This window comes from Sphingobacterium sp. JUb56 (genome assembly GCF_014191365.1).
Taxonomy (GTDB): Bacteria; Bacteroidota; Bacteroidia; order Sphingobacteriales; family Sphingobacteriaceae; genus Sphingobacterium; species Sphingobacterium anhuiense.
Genome location: NZ_JACHWL010000002.1, coordinates 374,828 through 389,252 on the forward strand (window position 1 = coordinate 374,828; position 14,425 = coordinate 389,252).

General features: G+C 36.6%; 15 protein-coding genes. 3 read left to right on the forward strand and 12 right to left on the reverse strand.

Translation table 11 applies throughout. From position 1 onward, the window contains the following. Positions 1–56: 56 nt before the first annotated feature. The 9 genes from FHR29_RS21100 to FHR29_RS21140 form a co-directional block, all read right to left on the reverse strand. Positions 57–620 carry a GNAT family N-acetyltransferase gene (locus FHR29_RS21100; protein WP_183917106.1) on the reverse strand — a complete coding sequence of 188 codons (564 nt, stop codon included), beginning with the start codon at positions 618–620 and terminating at the stop codon, positions 57–59. Then, the gene (locus tag FHR29_RS21105; RefSeq protein WP_221197912.1) at positions 620–1,390 is read right to left on the reverse strand and encodes an ABC transporter ATP-binding protein; all 771 of its coding nucleotides are present in this window, start codon (positions 1,388–1,390) and stop codon (positions 620–622) included. Before FHR29_RS21105 ends, FHR29_RS21100 begins: the two co-directional genes overlap by 1 nt. A gap of 5 nt (positions 1,391–1,395) precedes the next feature. Then, positions 1,396–2,406: an iron ABC transporter permease gene (locus FHR29_RS21110; protein ID WP_132770929.1), complete on the reverse strand. Its 1,011-nt coding sequence runs from the start codon at positions 2,404–2,406 to the stop codon at positions 1,396–1,398. Between the two features lie 2 nt (positions 2,407–2,408). Further along, positions 2,409–3,410, reverse strand: coding sequence for an ABC transporter substrate-binding protein (locus FHR29_RS21115; protein WP_183917110.1), 1,002 nt, complete (start codon positions 3,408–3,410; stop codon positions 2,409–2,411). Beyond that, complete coding sequence (locus FHR29_RS21120) at positions 3,394–3,876, reverse strand: urease accessory protein UreE (protein WP_183917112.1); 483 nt, start codon at positions 3,874–3,876, stop codon at positions 3,394–3,396. The genes FHR29_RS21115 and FHR29_RS21120 overlap by 17 nt, the downstream gene beginning before the upstream one ends. A gap of 5 nt (positions 3,877–3,881) precedes the next feature. After that, entirely contained in the window at positions 3,882–4,610 is a 729-nt protein-coding gene (hypB, locus tag FHR29_RS21125; protein ID WP_132770932.1) for a hydrogenase nickel incorporation protein HypB, read from the reverse strand. Between the two features lie 6 nt (positions 4,611–4,616). After that, positions 4,617–4,964 carry a hydrogenase maturation nickel metallochaperone HypA gene (locus FHR29_RS21130; protein WP_132842912.1) on the reverse strand — a complete coding sequence of 116 codons (348 nt, stop codon included), beginning with the start codon at positions 4,962–4,964 and terminating at the stop codon, positions 4,617–4,619. Between the two features lie 100 nt (positions 4,965–5,064). Further along, positions 5,065–5,454: a hypothetical protein gene (locus tag FHR29_RS21135; protein ID WP_183917114.1), complete on the reverse strand. Its 390-nt coding sequence runs from the start codon at positions 5,452–5,454 to the stop codon at positions 5,065–5,067. Between the two features lie 286 nt (positions 5,455–5,740). Next, positions 5,741–6,163, reverse strand: coding sequence for a lipocalin family protein (locus FHR29_RS21140; protein ID WP_021192460.1), 423 nt, complete (start codon positions 6,161–6,163; stop codon positions 5,741–5,743). Positions 6,164–6,588: 425 nt separating this feature from the next. Between FHR29_RS21140 and FHR29_RS21145 the strand changes: the two genes are divergently transcribed. The 3 genes from FHR29_RS21145 (at position 6,589) to FHR29_RS21155 (ending at position 10,878) form a co-directional block, all read left to right on the forward strand. Beyond that, positions 6,589–7,302 (forward strand): SDR family NAD(P)-dependent oxidoreductase, encoded by a 714-nt coding sequence (locus tag FHR29_RS21145; protein WP_183917116.1) that lies wholly within the window; start codon positions 6,589–6,591, stop codon positions 7,300–7,302. 180 nt (positions 7,303–7,482) lie between these two features. Further along, entirely contained in the window at positions 7,483–8,016 is a 534-nt protein-coding gene (locus FHR29_RS21150) for a dihydrofolate reductase family protein (RefSeq protein WP_183917117.1), read from the forward strand. Positions 8,017–8,466: 450 nt separating this feature from the next. Then, on the forward strand, positions 8,467–10,878 hold the full coding sequence (locus FHR29_RS21155) for a TonB-dependent receptor (RefSeq protein WP_183917119.1): 2,412 nt from the start codon (positions 8,467–8,469) through the stop codon (positions 10,876–10,878). 94 nt (positions 10,879–10,972) lie between these two features. Here the strand turns inward: FHR29_RS21155 and FHR29_RS21160 are convergent, their stop codons facing one another. From FHR29_RS21160 to FHR29_RS21170, 3 genes are read right to left on the reverse strand one after another with little or no spacing between them, the layout of a single operon-like run. Next, positions 10,973–11,812, reverse strand: coding sequence for a glycine betaine ABC transporter substrate-binding protein (locus FHR29_RS21160; RefSeq protein WP_132842918.1), 840 nt, complete (start codon positions 11,810–11,812; stop codon positions 10,973–10,975). Between the two features lies 1 nt (position 11,813). Continuing rightward, positions 11,814–12,641 (reverse strand): proline/glycine betaine ABC transporter permease, encoded by an 828-nt coding sequence (locus tag FHR29_RS21165; RefSeq protein ID WP_132842919.1) that lies wholly within the window; start codon positions 12,639–12,641, stop codon positions 11,814–11,816. Positions 12,642–12,643: 2 nt separating this feature from the next. Further along, positions 12,644–13,885 (reverse strand): glycine betaine/L-proline ABC transporter ATP-binding protein, encoded by a 1,242-nt coding sequence (locus tag FHR29_RS21170; RefSeq protein WP_132770940.1) that lies wholly within the window; start codon positions 13,883–13,885, stop codon positions 12,644–12,646. Positions 13,886–14,425: the final 540 nt, after the last annotated feature.

Here is a 14,425-nt window from a genome sequence, read left to right on the forward strand (position 1 = left end):
GTTCAATTATCTGTTATGCATAAATGCATAGTCTTTATTTTATAGAGCTTGCAAGCTCATATTGTGGAGTGTTTTTCCTGCTCCAAAATGTCCTCCAATACCACAACACTTTTCGATTCATTAACCATCAGTTCCATGTGTATAGTGAGAAATCCAGATTCATCACGGTATTCTATCAATTGAAACCCCTGCTGCAACCAAAATTCATATGCACCCTCCAAAAATGGATGGGTATGTAAATAAAGTCTTTCAATCTGTTTTTCCTGCGCCACCACGAGTAAACTTTGAAACAGCTCTGTCCCCAGTCCAGTCCTACGATATTTGGGATCCACAAATAAGCGGGCTACTTCAACGGTCTTCTTAGCATCAATATCCAAGTGAGGGAACCGGTAATCATAATTAAGCATACCGATCACCCCGATTAATATGCCATCCGCAGTTCTTGCCTGTAGAAAAGTACCAGCGCGGTTCTGTAAATAAACCTGTTCAAACGCCTTTAAATCTTTAGGCACCTGATTCGGATCCAACATCGGAAATAGTTTTCTTCTGAAATCCAGAACATAAGGCAGAACTTCTACCACATCTTCTGATCCAACATGATATATCGAAATATTTTTCATTATTGATTTTCATTAAGCATTGGAATAAACATCCATTTTCCTTGCTTCTCTATACTCAACAAAGGCAATTCATATGTTTCTTCCAACAAATTTTTCACTTCTTCGCGCTCCAGACCATTAATATCAAGAACACTTTGATCACGCATTAGGTAAAATTGGTCACCAAACATATAAGCCAGATTAGGATCGTGCATAACACATAAAACTGTCGTCCCCTCCTTAACCAGCTCTTTCGCTGTTCGCAAAACAGCCATTTGATAGTTTAGATCCAAGTGATTAGTAGGTTCATCCAACATGAGGACATCAGGCTGTTGCACCAATACACGGCATAATAAGATCAACTGTCTTTCTCCTCCAGACAATTCGGTATAAGGCTTATCACGAAGATGTTCCAGATCAAACTTTTTTAAAATCGCATGTACAGCTTCATGATCTGCTTTACTTGGTGAGAATCGTGAAAAAGAAGCCCTTCCAGTCAAAACCACATCAAACACTTTATAGGGAAAAGTCATCTGATGAAATTGATTGAGAAAACCCAAACGTAACTGACTACTACTACCGATCTTAATCTTTCTACGTTCTACATCGCCAATAGTCACTTGACCATCGTAGCGTTTTTCTAAGCCTGCGATCACATTAAACAACGTTGATTTCCCACTGCCATTACGGCCTAGGATGATCGACAATTTTCCTTTTGGAAAAGAGACGTTCACATCACGCAATACGATATCATTTCCATAAGAGAAAGATAATTGTTTTGTTGAAATCATAGCTATCATGAGTTCCAGTTCATCGCGTTTCGACGCATCAAGTAAATAAATAAGGGCGCTCCCACAATCATAGTAAACACACCGATCGGAATTTCGAAAGGCATCACAGCACGAGAAAAATCATCGATTAAAAGTAGAAAACTACCGCCGATGCTGATATTAGCCCACACCGAAATATTATTATTAGGTCCAAATATCATTCGGCTAATATGTGGAATAATCAACCCAAACAGACTGATCACCCCTACCGCAGCTACTGCAGATGCCGTAATCATCGTCGCAACTCCAATTAGAATCAATTTAATGATTCTGGGATTGACACCGATGGCTAAAGCTTCTTGATCACCGAGAGACAATAGATTCAGCTTCCAACGATAGAGCACAATCACAAATAAACCAACTGAAATTGGTCCCATAGCGCTATATACCTTAGACCAAGAAGCAGTATGTAAGTTGCCCATTGTCCATTGAACAATAGCTTGAAGTTTATAAGGATCACTTAAATACTGCAATAGAGTTAAAAGAGCAGTAAAAACCCCAGAAATCACCATCCCAGCTAATACCATCCCTACAATAGAAGTCCTTGCTCCAGAGTAAGAAACCAAATAAGTCAGCCCCACTGCACAAACTCCAAAAATAAAAGCAGAGAGATTAACAGACATAATCGGAAACAACATTGCGAGTGCTGCTCCAAAAGCAGATCCCGAAGAGATACCTAATGTAAACGGATCTACAATTGGATTACGGAAAATAGCTTGTAAAACTCCTCCTGACGAAGCCAAAGCTGCACCGACCATAAAAGTCAATAACACCCGTGGCAATCTCACCTGCCATAAAATGGTATTTAAACTTGCATCCGAAAGCAGATGTTGATCTTGTATTAACCCTAATTGCAAACACATCCGCTGAAACAATTCGACCAGACCGACATGTTGTGTAGAACCAATAGTAAGCGACAACACAAAAAGCGACAGTGGAAATAAGATCAACAGGACGATGATTTTTATATTTTTCATGATTATAGTAAACCCTTTTTACCGTACATGACTTCAAAAGCTCCCTGCATTTCTTTTTTCAATTGCTCTTCCGAATAGCTTGGAAAGCTCCAATGACGAACTTGTTTAGCAAACAATAAAAACTTAACGGTATGTGGATCAAAAGGAAACGATGGTGACATGACAAAAACCTGTTTATTTTTCACAGCAGGAAGATCTGCTAACTCTTTCAGATCATAAACATCCGACAATTTAGAGTTCCACAAGATTATTAAATCGGGATTCCACTTATACATCGTTTCTGCACTGATATTTGGAGCTTCCATAGGTAGAGGACATGCATTTTCAGCTCCAGAAAGACGAATCGCCATATCAATAAGACTTCCTTTTCCAGAAGTAGACATGACACGGCCTTTTGACCAAGCATAATAAACAGACTTCGCATTTTCAATCGATGGAACTTGCATACGATCGAGCTCCCCATCAACATAATCAACAATTTCCTGTGCTCTTTCTTGTTTTCCAACAAGCGTTCCCATCCCCAGCAATTCCGCCATTATACTTTTGTCATCTGCCGAGGAACAGGTAAAAACAGGGACATCAAGATCTTCTAATTGTTCTATATTATCTTGATCGGTATTGAAGGTAATCACCAAATCAGGTTGTAAAGCAATAATACTCTCGACATTACTGGACTGCCCACCATAAGTTGGGGTTGGCAATGTTTTGGCAGCAATCCTCGAATCAAGTTTCGATAAAAAAGCATAAGTATCTTCCATTTGATATACCTGTTGTGGAATACCAACAACCTGATCACCGGCTTGAAGCATATACACCTCATCAAGCAACGAAGGAAATAAAACGACAACCCGTTTGGCAACATCGTTCAACTTGATCACTTTTCCACGGCTATCGGTTGCGCTAATAGATTTCGATAGATCATTCTTAGTAACATGACTACACCCACTAAAAGTGGCTATAGATAAAAAAGCTACTAAGCAAAATAATTTATAACTCATTTTCATTTCTTGATTTTTTTATCAACCGCTTTACTAGATTTTCTGACAGTAATATCCCATCTTCCAACTGTACCTGAGATTGAAATTTTGCAAGCAGCTGCTCATATAAACGACCATCATAAGGAACACGATACATCGCGCGATCAGTCTCCATAAACAATGGTAAATGCCTATTCCCCAAGTAATAAGAAAAGTCAGCCGCCTGTACTGTATTAACGGGATTAAAACAAATGGTCAATGTCGGTTTAATTGCAATAGTAGCAATCAATTTTCCTTCATGGAACAGACCATCTCCAGAGCACCATTCACGACCTTTTTCCAGCTCCATCAATAAAGTTTGCCCAGTAGTAGTAGCTCTTGTCAATCTTTTTTTATTCACTTCAAACCATTCCAGCTGAAGTAGCGATACAGTATCCTGAGCAAACGCTCCCTGCGGCAGCACAGCATCAATATATACCAACTCTGCTTGCATAGCTCCTATTTTACTTCAGCTTGAAGTCTTGATTCTTTTTTTTGCTTAACCTTTTCTTTCAACCAGGTGCACCACTCATCAATACCCTCATTCTTCAATGTACTGATAGTAATCACTTCAATATTCGGATTTACTTCACGGGCATCTTTAGTTACAGCATCTACTGAAAATGGCACATACGGCAATAAATCAGATTTTGAAACTAACATCAGCTCACTCGTTAAGAACATTCGCGGATACTTTTTAGGTTTATCATCACCCTCAGTGGTTGCTAATAATGTAACACGATAATCTTCACCTAAATCAAAAGCAGAAGGACATAGTAAATTTCCCACATTCTCAATAAATAAAAGATCTGTACCTGTAATATCAATATGATCAAGTGCTTGCAAAATCATCTGCGCTTCTATATGACACATACCACCAGTTACAATCTGCAACGCGTTGATACCTACATCACGCATTCTAATCGCGTCGCGCTCCGTTTCAGGATCACCCACTAATACAGAAATATTAAGATCATTTGCAAGTAGCTTACCTGTTTCTTGCATTAAAGTTGTTTTACCTGAACCAGGAGATGAACAAACATTGATCACACAAACGTCTTTTAAACGTTCACGGATAGCATTTGCAACATAATCATTGGCTTTTAATAAATGTAATGTGGTGTTATCACACTGTACAGAACCGACGCGGTTTCCAGCACTTTTTGGACTAGATGTGTTAGTTGACATAGTTTCTTATTTTTCTTGTTTAAAAATTACTTTTGATATATATAATTCATTTCCCTGAACGATTGTGGACGAAGGTTGACCACAGGTGCATACAAAACGATGATAAAGCACCGGAAATTTTTTTTGACAATGTTCACAGTAAGCCATGATCTCGTTGACGACAACCTCAAGTTCCATATCCATATAGCCATTATTATCTAAAATAAAAGCATCAAAGGCATTTTGAATTAAGACAGGCTGCACATTTGAAAGCAGACCCGCAGTTACTTGAATCTTTTGAATATCTTCAACCTTGGCACCATAATGGCCCTCCAGAGTATCGAAGATATCTTTTACAATACTAAGCTCGTGCATAATAGTGTTTAATCTTAGATAATATAGAATTGTTTCATGTGAGTAGCAGACAGGATATAACTGACTCTACCACTTACAAAGTAAGTGAGTGGAAGGGAGATTAAAGAGGTATCTTTATCTGCTCGAAAAGGAGAAATTTACGAGATTGAACCGGTAGATCAGCATAGGATGTATAGGAATCCAGATATGCTGTTTGATTAGGATATAACAAATGAACCGTTAGATCGTAAATTGCGAATAATGTGTCCAATTTGAAATCTTTATCAAGATCTAAATCGATATCCCAAAAACACATCTGTTGAAAAAGTGAATTTCTTTTATCCGACAAATGGGAATCGCCGTTTTCGACAAGCTGATCAGCAGGATCAAATCTTCTTTGAAATGTAGATGAATTAGCACGATTCCGTACTGTAGCAAGTGAGGTTGATCCTAATGATTGAAAAGGAAAAAACCAGATTGACAGTACAAAAATAACTAGTCTCAACATCATAAATAGCGAATTTAAAAACTTATTGTTTTTAACCCAACAAATTTACTGTAAAAAAGCACTAGTAAAATAGCACAAATCTTGAATTTTATTTCACGAAATAGGGTAATTTCTTATTTCTCCAATATGCAATTACAGATCCCTAGCTATTTTATGTAGTTATTAACAACCCATAGTTACAGCTATTCGTAAAGACAACGGAAGTAACTAGATCAATATTTAATAATAAAATCCAACACACCCTCCTTATAGTAAGGGAGGATGCGTTGGATGAAAAAAATTCTAATAATTATTTTTTACTAAACGTAGACTCAACCTGAAAGTTTTGAAATTTACCCCTCAGTATCATCTTTTTTGAGGTAAGATCATAAATATCAAATACCAATGTCTGCCCTCCATTCTGTCTTATTGTTATTTTCTGACCATTATCAGAAAGCACATATGTACCAGAAATCGCAATCTTTTTAGTAACAACATCACTACCATCAAAATCAATATCGACACTAATACCTGTAAACGTTTCGTCTGCTTTAAATGTATATTCAATACCATCTGTATAAGGAACTTCCTTCATCGTATTTAATTCGATCATCTCTTGGAGAACCCAGCGCCCAGTTACACTATTAGACTCTCCCATATTGTTATCTTCCTTTGAACAGGACACAACAAATACAGTAACAAAAAGGAAAATAATGGCTACTATTTTTTTCATCTATAATTTATATTTAAAATTTAACAAAAAACTAACTGAAGATCCAATAATACAAATTTCCGTCATCAAGAAACAATAAAGTTTATCTTGTACAAAGGTATCATGTAAAGCGATAAAGTCACAAAATTAAATAAAGCATGTTCCTGTACAAATTAAACCCTGGAAATTGTGGCTTATAAGCCACCTAATGATAATTTTATGATCATGCTATCAATTAACTTATAACTATTCGTTCGCTTTCAGAAAATTATTAACCTAAAGTATTTCCAGTATCCATCTACAGTCCTATCCCATAGTGCACGATGATCAGAATCTTTCTCTACAGATAATAATATCAATAAAAAAAGCTTGTTGATATGAAAGAAAATTAGGTAATTTAAGCTCATTTTAAGCATTCAGAATAATAGAACCAATAGAGTAGAACAATGATTTTAAAAGATAAAACAGTTTTAGTAACAGGAGCCGATGGAGGTCTCGGAACAGCGCTAGTACAAGAACTCATCAGTAGAAACGTTAAGAAAGTATATGCAACAGGCTTAAAATTACAAAATTTAAAAAATCAGTTTCAGAATTATGACAACAGAGTTGAACTTTTAGAACTTGACGTAACAAGTACGGACAGTATACAAGCGGCAGCCCTAAATTGCAACGATACAGAAATACTGATTAATAATGCCGGGATAGAACTTAAAATCCCTTTTCTAAAAGAAGAAGCCGCAAAAACTGCTTTATTTGAGATGAAAGTGAACTATATAGGTGTAATCGAAATGATTAACAACTTTATCCCACATCTTCAAAAAAATAAAGACACTTGTATCGTCAATATTCTTTCAATAGGAAGTTTAGCTGTTATAAAAAGATTAGGTACCTATTGTGCCTCCAAAGCTGCAGCTCATATTTTGACAGAAACAATACGTGAAGAACTCGAAGCTTTAGGAATCAAAGTTATCGGTGCCTATATGGGGTATGTCAATACGCAAATGACAAAAGAAGAAACGAAATCGCATAAATCAGAACCTCAAGAAATAGCTTATGAGATTTGCAATGGCATTGAAAATGAAGAAGAACGTATATTTCCCGATGCTACAACGTTAAACTTTATAAAGAAAAACCCAATCAAAACGGTCTTTTTTGATTAAATTAGGCACAATTAATAATGAATATTCTTTTACAGGTCGGTACTGTCGAAGCTAATAGTCACCTAGCTGTCCCCGGTGACCGATAAAAACTGATACAGGATCATCTACAACTTGAGTTACCATCCGTTTCTTTTATAAATGAGAATATAATCTGACAAAAAATAATCACTAAAAATAAATATGGATAGAAAAGTAATCTTATATATTGCAACAAGCTTGGATGGTTATATTGCCAAACCAAATGATAACCTTGATTTTTTATCAATAGTAGAAAAAGAAGGAGAAGACTATGGTTATGCTTCATTTATAAAATCAGTAGATACAGTAGTTCTTGGCAGAAAAACATATGACTGGATCATTGCCCATGTTCCAGAATTTCATCATGCTGATAAAAAGACATATATTATAACCAGAACTGCTAGACCAGATGTAGGTAATATCACGTTCTACACCGAAGATTTAAAAGACCTTATTTTAAAATTGAAAAGTGAAACCGGCAAAAATATTTTCATTGATGGTGGTGCAGAAATTGTTAATGAACTTTTAAAAGAAAATTTAATTGACGAATTTGTGATTTCAATTATACCAATACTAGTAGGTGACGGAGTAAAACTTTTTAAAGATGGAAGACCGGAGCAAAAATTAACACTTATTTCAACAAAACAGTTTGAGACTGGACTGACACAACTTCATTACAAGCGAATTGATAACTGATTGACATTTCAATTCTTCTCATGCCGTATTTAACTAAAAAATAGAGTCTGATCTCTGTCCCCAAATTAAAGTAGCACGATAGCGATGGACCATTGGTAAATTCTATTTTTTAGTTAAAGCGCCATCAAATATAATTCTAAATTGCAGTACAACCCAATATCTTTTTTAGGTTAGTCAATAACATCCTATTTTTTATTTTTTGGAATATTAACCCTTTTTCCAAGGAGATAAACGACAAAAATAGAATAATTAGTTTATCGGAAATTGTTCAAGAATAGTAAAATAATCTCTTACTAATATAGGAGCATTTATCCCCGAAGCGACACAGATACTGTTCAAAATCAACATCAAACTTCTTTTTAAAGGATTGAAAATATAGTTTTGAAAAGTGTAACATGAATAATATATTTGCACTGTTTATAATTAATCTAAATAAAATCAATAAACACTATGAATAAATTTATCATCTACCTTATGTTGTTGCTTCCATGCTCTCTCCAAGCTCAAGCACAACAAAAAACGGAAATATATGGGAAAATATTCTCCGCCGATGGAAAGCCTGTAGAAGGTATCACGGTCAAACTGCTTCCTCAGGACATCAGTGTTTCAACGAAAGCCAATGGTTCTTATCTCCTCAAATCCTTGAAACCAGGTCCTGCACAAATCCACATCTCAGCTATAGGAGTCCAATCTCAAATCCGCGACATCCAGCTAGAAGAAAAAAGAAATATCATTTCCAACATCTATCTCACCGAAGACCAGTCCACTTTAGACGAAATTGTAATAAACGGAGCAAGCAAGAATAAGTATACTCGAAAACAAAGTTTATACGTTTCCAAAATGCCACTTCGTAATATGGAAAACTCTCAATCTTATGCTGTCGTTACCAAAGAGTTACTTAAAAGTCAGGTAAATACAAATTATGATGACGCATTGGCAAACGTTTCTGGTATAGACAAATTATGGTCATCCACTGGACGTCCTGGTGATGGAGTCACTTATTACACATTACGAGGATTCACCACACAAGCCGCGATGGTCAATGGCGTCGTGAGTATTGCTAGCACAAGTCCAGATCCGGCCAACTTAGAAACCATCGAGGTTATCAAAGGACCTTCTGGCTCCTTATATGGTGGCGCTGCTGTTGGTTTTGGTGGATTGATAAATAATGTCACTAAAAAACCGCTGGATACCATAGGTGGACGGGTCAATTATATCTTTGGCAGTTATGCACAGCACCGTGTAACAGCTGATGTCTACGGACCGCTAACAGCTAATAAAAAACTTTTAGGCCGTATCAACACAGCATATTCACATACAGGAACATTTCAGGATGCAGGATTTAACAAATCAATTTTTGTTGCTCCTTCATTACTATACAAACCGAATGACAAATTAGACATTCAATTGGATGCTGAAATTTATCAGAGCAAAGCGACCAATCCAATGATGGTATTTCTCAATCGTTCCCGTCAATTGTTTGCAAGAACGCCCGATGAATTGCAATTTGACTTTAACAAGTCGTATACCAACAATGATGTTACTTTTAAAAACCCAAGTACCAACTTACGTGGAAATGTAAATTACCGCATCAACGAGCAATGGACATCCAATACAACTGTTAGTTATAATAGACGTAAATCTGATGGTTACTTCCAATATATCATGTACTTGCAAAATGCAAATGACACATTGATCAACCGATATGCAGCACTGCAAAATTATGTAGCCAATAGCATCAATGCACAACAGAATTTTATTGGAGATTTCCACATCGGTGGTATGCGCAATAGACTACTTATAGGACTGGATCTCCTTTCCCAAAAATCGGAAACGCACAACTCTCCTTATGTACAGACAGATCAAATCAATACGTCATACGATGATCCAGATTACTATAAATTTAACGCAGCTTTCATCGATGCGGCAATTGCTGCTTCCAACGGTGCACAGACCAACAACCGTAGCCGTACACAGGTATTTGGAGCATATGTTTCCAATGTCTTAGATGTAACTTCACAATTACATTTAAACCTTGCCCTGCGCATGGATTACTTTAATAATAAAGGAACGTACAACATTGATAAAGATACCACTACTGGAAAATTCAACCAAACAGCCTTCTCACCGCGCGTAGGTCTCGTGTATGAAGCCATAAAAGATCAAGTTTCATTCTTTGCTAACTATCAGAATGGCTTTAAAAATGTTTCACCAGTAGTACAGCCTCACCCCAGTGTATCCGGCGATTTCAAACCGCAACAAGCATCACAGTGGGAAGCAGGAGTAAAATTCAATCTACTTGAAGATAAAATTGGTCTTACTGCCAGCTACTACGATATCAGTGTAGACAATATGATCCGTCCTGAAACAATAGAAATTGATGGTAAAAGCTACAATATCAGTGTACAGGATGGTACACGCCTAAGCCGTGGTCTTGATTTCGACTTAACTGCCGCCCCTATTCAAGGATTTAATATGATCTTAAGCTATAGCTTCAACGATAGTAAAACAACAAAAGCGGCCGCTAATGTGAACAACCTTCGCCCAACCGAAGCTGGACCAAAACACCTAGCCAATATCTGGGCAAATTACACTTTGCAACAAGGAACGTTAAAAGGTGTAGGTATTGGTCTTGGAATCAATCATGCTAGTGAAAATATCATTACAAATAGTATCCCGACAGGAACTTTTGTACTTCCTTCGTATACTTTACTTAATGGTAGTCTTTCTTATAGTTACAAACATATGGAGTTTGCTGTTAAGGCAAATAATCTGACTAACCAAACTTACTTTAAAGGTTGGACAACGGTTAATCCGCAAATGCCGAGAAATATCTTAGGTAGTATTGCTTACCACTTTTAAAATAAAAAAAGGAAGAATCTATAAATAGATTCTTCCTTTTTTTATTGGTCACAACAGATGCTGTAACTGCATCCAGAAAATTAAACAAAACCAATTATTTCAACCATGAAGCCACTAAAGATCTATTATCTGCTACCCATTGTTTCGCTGTAGCTTCTTTATCCTTACTTTCCTGCATTTTCATCAGCAAGTTAGACATGGTGGCTACATCAAAATGAATCTGAGAAAAGAAGCGGGTCAATTCGGGTTGGTCAGCAGGAAATTCCTTTCGAGTAAAAATCTTGATCTGCTCTGCAGTTCCTAAAGATTCTCGAGGATCTTCCAGAAATTTTAATTTCATCTTACCAAACATCCAGTGTGGTTGCCAAGCTGCGACAACGATCCAGCGTTTTTCCTTAATCGCATTTTGCAATTCAGTAATCATCGCCACTGTAGATGAATTTACCTGACGATAATTTAAATCATAGTCTTTTATCGCTTGATCTACCGCAGCTGTTATACCAGCTCCTTTTTCAATCCCCATAATTTGATGCTTAAATTGATCTTCGTGCACTTTTAGCTCTTCAATAGAATTAATTGGAACATAATCGGGTACAACTAAACCATTTTTGGCGTGCGCATAACTCGTACCAATATCAACAAGATTAGGAAATTTTGCAATTTTAGAACCATGAGTTAAAGGAAGCCAAACATCCATATAGAGGTCTGTATCACCATTATTCATAGAAGCTAAGATCATATCTGGTGTAGCACGTTGGATGACCAGATGATAATCCAACTCCTCCAAAACTGCTTTAGCAACATAGGTCATAGCGACCCCTTCGGCCCAACCATCGACCATACCTACATTGATATATTTTTTATTACCATCTGGTTGACAAGCGCTAAGAAATATGATAACGCAACAGATTAAAGCTATTTTAATGTTCTTCATATTATTTTTTATTCTGTACAAAACCCTGCGTTATCCTATCCAAGATAATAGCTAAGATCACAACAGATAAGCCACTTTCAAATCCAAGTCCTATATCTAGGTTATTAATTCCTTCAAGTACTTTCTCTCCTAAACCACCCGCAGCAATCATTCCGGCAATCACGACCATAGAAAGTGACAATAATATGGTCTGATTTATACCCGCCAGAATAGTTTTCATAGCTAGCGGTAGCTCAACCTTAAACAGAATCTGTCGATTAGTCGCTCCAAAAGCACGTGCAGCCTCTACAATATCTTTTGGAACTGCATCGATACCAAGGGTCGTCAAACGGACAGCTGGTGGCATCGCAAAAATAATAGTCGCAAATGCGCCAGGAACCTTACCGATACTAAAAAACAACACTGCCGGTATCAGATAAACAAAAGCAGGCATCGTCTGCATCAAGTCTAACATAGGGCGAATAATCTTCGCAGCTAGTTTATTTTTCGCCGCCCAAATACCCAAGGGAACAGAAAGTATCAAAGCTGTCGCCGTTGCAACTAAAACCAATGCTAAAGTCTCCATCGTCTCCTGCCAAAAACCCATCATGTAAATAAGTGACAGGCCTAACAAAGTTATTAGCGCAACGCCTTTACCTGACTTCCACCATGCCAGACCTGTAAAAAGTCCGATCACCACAAAAAAAGGGACTGCTAAAAATATCCACTCTAATCCAATAATGGATGAATTACCCGTATGTTTTATAAAATCAAATAAAGGCTTAAAATTTTCTGTAAGCCAATTAATTGCAACTTCAATGTATTGACCTATATCTATTATTTTACTCATTGTTACTGATTATTTGCTTTTTCTTTTAATTCGTTAATTTCCTCTTCGTTAAACTTTGTTGCTTCGATAATAAGTGAAGTTTGCGTCACAATACCTAACAATCTATTTTGATCATTGACCACAGCAATTGGCGATCGTGTTTCCGAAATCAACGGTAACATTTCTTCAACAGTAACATCCTTAGATACCGAAGGAACATTCATATGAATAATAGATTCTACAGTAGGATCTTTCCGCTTAGCAGCTTGAATAACTTCATTGATATTGACAAACCCCAAAAAGGTATCATGAATATCCACTACAGGGAGTATTTCAAGTCCCGTTGTTCTCATTTTCCGAAGCGCCCCTTCAGGACCATCTTTTTTGAACCTAACCAATGTCGGTTTCTCGGTCATCAATGATCCTGCTGTGATAATCGATTTTCTATCCACTTTGTCCACAAAAGCTTTTACATAATCACTCGCTGGATTCGTTAGAATATCTTCTGCTGTACCAATTTGCTCAATAATTCCATCTTTCATAATCACGATACGATCGCCAAGCTTAATAGCTTCATCCAAATCATGAGTAATGAAGACAATCGTTTTTTGTAAGGTATCCTGAAGCTCCAATAGCTGATCCTGCATCTCGGTTTTGATCAAGGGATCTAATGCTGAAAAAGCCTCATCCATCAACATGACTTCCGGATCATTAGCCAAAGCACGCGCCAACCCTACTCGTTGCTGCATACCCCCTGACAGCTGAATTGGAAACTGCTGTTCAAAACCATTAAGACCAACTATGTCAAGCGCTTTTTGAGCTTTCGCCTCGCGAGATGCTTTGTCCTCCCCTCTAATTTCTAAACCAAAAGCGGCATTAGTCAAAACAGTATGATGTGGTAATAATCCAAATTTCTGAAACACCATACTCATTTCAGTTCTACGCACTTCCAGAAGCTCTTTATTGTTTTTACTTGTGATATCATCATTATTGATAAAGACTTTACCCATTGTAGGTTCATTCAATCGGTTCAGGCAACGTAGTAAAGTAGATTTACCACTTCCAGAAAGTCCCATAATGACAAAAAACTCTCCTTCGTAAATTTCAAAATTAGCTTTATTGATACCGATTGTACAGCCGGTTTTTTCTAGTATTTCTTTCTTTGGGTAACCTTCATTCAGTAATTTAAGCGCCAATTTCTTTTGTTTACCGAAAACAATCGTTAAGTCCTCGACTTTTATTTTAACTTTTCTGTTTTTATCCATTTTTAATTTTTTGGTATGAAACGAATTGTCATGGCACAGATGGTATATTCAATAGAAAACACCTTCATGTTATTTTAATAACATAAAAAACAATTTCTAAAGTTGAGTTAGTTCGACCGAAGAACTCCTTCTTGTTCAATCAACTTGATATTTAACACACTTTACTCTTAGTTCGATGAAGAGCAATCATGAAAAAGAAATGAATCTTTTAAAAGACGAGATATTAATAAACACCTCTAAAATACTATAACAAGTATATCGCGAACAACTCAGAAATAGCTCAAAAAAGAGCTATAAAATAACGGAACAAACCGATGCATCCGTGTCATATGACGGTACAAAGGTACGAAAAATAAAATAAACAATATTTATTAGCGTTAACACACTGTACGACAGAGCCATCAAAACAAACCTAATAACCAATCACTTAAAAATAAAAACAGGCCATCGACTCGGTTTTTATGCCACTAAGTTTGCCTCCTCTATTAACAATAAATGTTAATGTATGATAACCGTTATGAAAAGTATTGATCACGGTCA

What these genes read in the sequence shown, in the direction of transcription:
- FHR29_RS21140 (WP_021192460.1), bottom strand. Translation starts at nt 6,163, where the DNA reads ATGAAAAAAATAGTAGCCATTATTTTCCTTTTTGTTACTGTATTTGTT.
- FHR29_RS21150 (WP_183917117.1), top strand. Translation starts at nt 7,483, where the DNA reads ATGGATAGAAAAGTAATCTTATATATTGCAACAAGCTTGGATGGTTAT.
- FHR29_RS21105 (WP_221197912.1), bottom strand. Translation starts at nt 1,390, where the DNA reads ATGATTTCAACAAAACAATTATCTTTCTCTTATGGAAATGATATCGTA.
- FHR29_RS21155 (WP_183917119.1), top strand. Translation starts at nt 8,467, where the DNA reads ATGAATAAATTTATCATCTACCTTATGTTGTTGCTTCCATGCTCTCTC.
- FHR29_RS21160 (WP_132842918.1), bottom strand. Translation starts at nt 11,812, where the DNA reads ATGAAGAACATTAAAATAGCTTTAATCTGTTGCGTTATCATATTTCTT.
- FHR29_RS21135 (WP_183917114.1), bottom strand. Translation starts at nt 5,454, where the DNA reads ATGATGTTGAGACTAGTTATTTTTGTACTGTCAATCTGGTTTTTTCCT.
- FHR29_RS21130 (WP_132842912.1), bottom strand. Translation starts at nt 4,964, where the DNA reads ATGCACGAGCTTAGTATTGTAAAAGATATCTTCGATACTCTGGAGGGC.
- FHR29_RS21170 (WP_132770940.1), bottom strand. Translation starts at nt 13,885, where the DNA reads ATGGATAAAAACAGAAAAGTTAAAATAAAAGTCGAGGACTTAACGATT.
- FHR29_RS21100 (WP_183917106.1), bottom strand. Translation starts at nt 620, where the DNA reads ATGAAAAATATTTCGATATATCATGTTGGATCAGAAGATGTGGTAGAA.
- FHR29_RS21115 (WP_183917110.1), bottom strand. Translation starts at nt 3,410, where the DNA reads ATGAAAATGAGTTATAAATTATTTTGCTTAGTAGCTTTTTTATCTATA.
- FHR29_RS21120 (WP_183917112.1), bottom strand. Translation starts at nt 3,876, where the DNA reads ATGCAAGCAGAGTTGGTATATATTGATGCTGTGCTGCCGCAGGGAGCG.
- FHR29_RS21165 (WP_132842919.1), bottom strand. Translation starts at nt 12,641, where the DNA reads ATGAGTAAAATAATAGATATAGGTCAATACATTGAAGTTGCAATTAAT.
- hypB (WP_132770932.1), bottom strand. Translation starts at nt 4,610, where the DNA reads ATGTCAACTAACACATCTAGTCCAAAAAGTGCTGGAAACCGCGTCGGT.
- FHR29_RS21145 (WP_183917116.1), top strand. Translation starts at nt 6,589, where the DNA reads ATGATTTTAAAAGATAAAACAGTTTTAGTAACAGGAGCCGATGGAGGT.
- FHR29_RS21110 (WP_132770929.1), bottom strand. Translation starts at nt 2,406, where the DNA reads ATGAAAAATATAAAAATCATCGTCCTGTTGATCTTATTTCCACTGTCG.